5 protein-coding genes are annotated in these 3,775 nt (G+C 30.5%); all 5 read left to right on the forward strand.

Annotated elements, in window-relative coordinates; translation table 11 throughout:
• Positions 1–291 precede the first annotated feature (291 nt).
• Positions 292–642 carry a hypothetical protein gene (locus tag RWN11_RS07500; protein WP_314161107.1) on the forward strand — a complete coding sequence of 117 codons (351 nt, stop codon included), beginning with the start codon at positions 292–294 and terminating at the stop codon, positions 640–642.
• Positions 643–911: 269 nt separating this feature from the next.
• The gene (locus RWN11_RS07505) at positions 912–1,196 is read left to right on the forward strand and encodes a thiamine-binding protein (RefSeq protein ID WP_314161108.1); all 285 of its coding nucleotides are present in this window, start codon (positions 912–914) and stop codon (positions 1,194–1,196) included.
• Positions 1,168–1,953 carry an ABC transporter permease gene (locus RWN11_RS07510; protein WP_314161109.1) on the forward strand — a complete coding sequence of 262 codons (786 nt, stop codon included), beginning with the start codon at positions 1,168–1,170 and terminating at the stop codon, positions 1,951–1,953. The genes RWN11_RS07505 and RWN11_RS07510 overlap by 29 nt, the downstream gene beginning before the upstream one ends.
• Positions 1,934–2,929, forward strand: coding sequence for an ABC transporter substrate-binding protein (locus RWN11_RS07515; protein ID WP_314161110.1), 996 nt, complete (start codon positions 1,934–1,936; stop codon positions 2,927–2,929). Before RWN11_RS07510 ends, RWN11_RS07515 begins: the two co-directional genes overlap by 20 nt.
• Positions 2,929–3,648 (forward strand): ABC transporter ATP-binding protein, encoded by a 720-nt coding sequence (locus RWN11_RS07520; protein ID WP_294681820.1) that lies wholly within the window; start codon positions 2,929–2,931, stop codon positions 3,646–3,648. Before RWN11_RS07515 ends, RWN11_RS07520 begins: the two co-directional genes overlap by 1 nt.
• Positions 3,649–3,775 lie beyond the last annotated feature (127 nt).

Raw genomic sequence — 3,775 nt, forward strand, 5'->3', positions numbered from 1 at the left:
TTAAAATTTTCACTGGTATATCCCTCTTTTATTTTATTTATGATTAATAATTCTACCATATATTAATAGAAAAATCAAAAATAAATTTTCTTTTCTATAATGTATTTACAATAATATCTTAAGGAAAACTTCATATGTAATTAGACTATATTTAATTACTACTTTAAGTTCATTCACAAAATTTACATAAATTATTAATTTTTTTCTGAAAAATAATTTTTTTTTATTAATAACTCTTGACAATATATATATATATAATGGATATAGCTTTAAGGAAAGGAGGAATATATCATGAAAAAATTATTAACTGTATTTACTGCAGCAGGATTATTAGTAGCTGGAGGATCTTCAGCTTTAGCTTTAGAAGGTACACAACCAGGTTCTGATAAACCATTTGAGCCATTCGTAGGTGCTACTGAAACTGATCCAGGTCACCTTAGCCCAGAAGTTGATGCTCAATTAAGAGACCAACTAGCTAAACGTGGTCACCAACGTACTGCTGACAAAGATGGTGGTGTTTGGGTAACTGGACAAGATGGTAAGAGAGTATTCGTACCAGCTAAAAAAGCAACTGTACCAACTAAAAAAGCAGAACCTAACAAAGGTCTTAGATCTTCACCAAAAACTTCAGCTGTGAAGTAAACCAGCAAACATACTGATAATAATACTTTTGAAGAGCTGATCTCCGGATTAGCTCTAGTATTTTTTCTACAATAAAATTGCTTTTCTGTAAGCACTTTTATTGTTTTTTTTTGTCCATATGCTATAATTATTAATACGGGAGTCTGTGAACAGTCTGAGAGGGAATATAAATATTTCGACCGCGTCTGATCTAGATAATGCTAGCGTAGGCACAACTTAGCTTAAAGACAAACTTAGACCCCCCTTATATTGTAAGGAGGTTTTTTATTTTGATAAATTGCAGTATTGCATTACAAATTCTTCCTCTTGATAATCATGATGGAAGACTAAAGATTATAGATAAAGTTATCTATTTTCTACAAAATAAGCATTCAAATATAATTGTTACTCCATTTGAAACAGTAATTGAAGGAGAATTCAACGAACTTATGGATACTCTTAAAGAATGCTTTGTCCTAGCGGGTGAGGACAGTAAAAATATTTTTGCAAATGTGAAAATTAACTACGGAGATGTTTTAACTATAAATGAAAAAATTGACAAATTTAATCAATAAATATGCTGCAACTATTTCTATGTTGTGCTTAGTGATTATTTGGCAAGGAGCTGGTAATCTCGGTTTACTTCCTAAATATATCATACCTACACCTGTCGAAATAGTTAAAGCTTTTGTAAAAAACTATGAACTATTAATATTTCACAGCAAAATCACCCTACTCGAAGCTATTATAGGTCTATTCCTTGGGATAGTCATAGCATGGCTTCTAGCTTTAATTATGGATAGTATTCCTATATTTAACAAGTCTATCTATCCACTTCTTGTACTGACTCAAACTATACCAACTATTGCAATAGCGCCTATACTTGTGCTTTGGTTGGGCTATGGGCTTACGCCAAAAATCGTATTAATTGTTTTAACAACAACATTCCCAATTGTTGTAAGTATTCTAGATGGTTTTAGAAACTGTGACAAAGATATGATTACTTTATTGCAATTAATGAATGCTAGTAAATTACAAATACTTTGGCATGTGAAAATCCCAACAAGTCTTAGCTACTTCTATGCTGGACTTAGAGTTAGTGTATCTTATGCCTTTATAGCAGCTGTGGTTGCTGAATGGCTAGGTGGCTTTGAAGGACTTGGAGTTTACATGATTAAAGCAAAAAAATTATTTGAATACGATACTATGTTTGCAATTATTATACTAGTATCAGTTATTAGTTTACTAAGTATTGAACTTGTTAAACTAAGTGAGAAAAAATTTATTAAATGGAAATACATAGGAGAAAATCATGAAAAAGATATTAACTAGCGTTTTTGCTTTTATCTTAGCAATCTCATTAACTGCATGTAGTACAGTTAATAAAAACGCAGAGAAAAAAGAACTTAAAAAAGTAGATTTCGTACTTGACTGGGCAATTAACACAAACCACACTGGTCTATATGTAGCAAAAGAGAAAGGATACTTCGCTGAAGAAGGTATTGATCTTGACATTAAGCCAGCGCCTGAAGATAGTACTTCTGACTTAATTATTAATAATAAAGCACCTTTTGGTATTTACTACCAAGACTCAATGGCTAACAAACTTTCTAAAGGTGCAGGAATCACTGCCGTAGCCGCAATTATCGAACACAACACTTCTGGTATCATTTCACTTAAGAAAAACAACATTAAAGAACCAAAAGATCTTCAAGGTAAAAAGTACGGAACTTGGAATGATCCAGTAGAATTAGCAATGGTTAAATCATTAATCCAAAAACAAGGTGGAGATGCTAATAAATTAAATCTAGCTCCAAATACAGATACAAACTCTGTAACTCCTCTAGAAAATGGACTTTTTGATGCTGCATGGATTTACTATGCATGGGATGGAAAATTAGCTGAAAGCATGAAATTAGATATTAACTACTTCTATCTAAAAGATTTCAATAAAGATTTAGACTACTATTCTCCAGTAATTATTGCTAATAATGATTACTTAAAACAAAATAAAGAAGAAGCTAAAAAAGTTCTTAAAGCTATTAAGAAAGGATATGTCTACGCTATAGAACATCCTGAAGAAGCTGCAGAGATTTTAATTAAAAATGCTCCAGAATTAAAAGATAAAAAAGATTTCATCGTTGAATCTCAAAAATATCTATCTAAACAATATGCAACAAACAAAGATCACTGGGGTGAATTTGACGCTAACAGATGGAACACATTCTACCGTTGGGTTAACGAAAATAAAATTACAAAACAACCTCTTGCAGAAAATACTGGATTCAGCAATGACTATATAAAATAATGAATATATTATCAATAAAAAACTTATCTTTCAATTATCCTAACAATAAAATACTAAAAGATATAAACATTCATGTCGATAAAGGTGAAGTCGTATCTATATTAGGTGGAAGCGGTGTTGGTAAAACTACCCTTTTCAATATTATCGCAGGTATAAATCCTCTTCAAAGTGGCGAAATTTCTATAAAAGGTAACACAGACTATAAAGGTCGTGTAAGTTACATGCTTCAAAAAGACTTATTATTAGAACATAAGACTATTATTCAAAACATTATACTTCCACTTTTAATAAGAAAAATCAATAAAAAAGAAGCTGAAGAAGAAGCGATAAAGAATCTTAAATTATTTAACCTTTACGAATATAAAGATAAATATCCTAGTGAATTAAGTGGAGGAATGCGTCAAAGAGTTGCACTTTTACGTACATATATGTTCAAAGAAGAACTATTTTTACTAGATGAACCATTCAGTGCACTCGATGCAATTACTAAAATATCATTACATTCTTGGTATCTTGAAATCAAGAACAAACTTGATATAACTACTCTACTAATAACTCACGATATAGACGAAGCTATTGACCTAAGCGATAGAATTTATATCATTAAAAATAAACCTGGTGAAATTGTATCTGAAATAAAAATAAATCTTGATGAACAAAATCAAGACGAACAAAAATTAAAATATAAAAAAGAGATACTAAATATACTTGGATTATAATAATACACCCTAGCGTGAATTTTCACACTAGGGTGTATTATATTATTTGTAAATGAGGCTGACCCAAAAGTTCTAAAATTTAACAAAGTTCACATGAAAACTCATAGACGCAGTGGTTTATTGATAT

The sequence above is a fragment of the uncultured Gemella sp. genome (genome assembly GCF_963519265.1).
Taxonomy (GTDB): domain Bacteria; phylum Bacillota; class Bacilli; order Staphylococcales; family Gemellaceae; genus Gemella.

What these genes read in the sequence shown, in the direction of transcription:
- RWN11_RS07500 (WP_314161107.1), top strand. Translation starts at nt 292, where the DNA reads ATGAAAAAATTATTAACTGTATTTACTGCAGCAGGATTATTAGTAGCT.
- RWN11_RS07510 (WP_314161109.1), top strand. Translation starts at nt 1,168, where the DNA reads ATGAAAAAATTGACAAATTTAATCAATAAATATGCTGCAACTATTTCT.
- RWN11_RS07515 (WP_314161110.1), top strand. Translation starts at nt 1,934, where the DNA reads ATGAAAAAGATATTAACTAGCGTTTTTGCTTTTATCTTAGCAATCTCA.
- RWN11_RS07520 (WP_294681820.1), top strand. Translation starts at nt 2,929, where the DNA reads ATGAATATATTATCAATAAAAAACTTATCTTTCAATTATCCTAACAAT.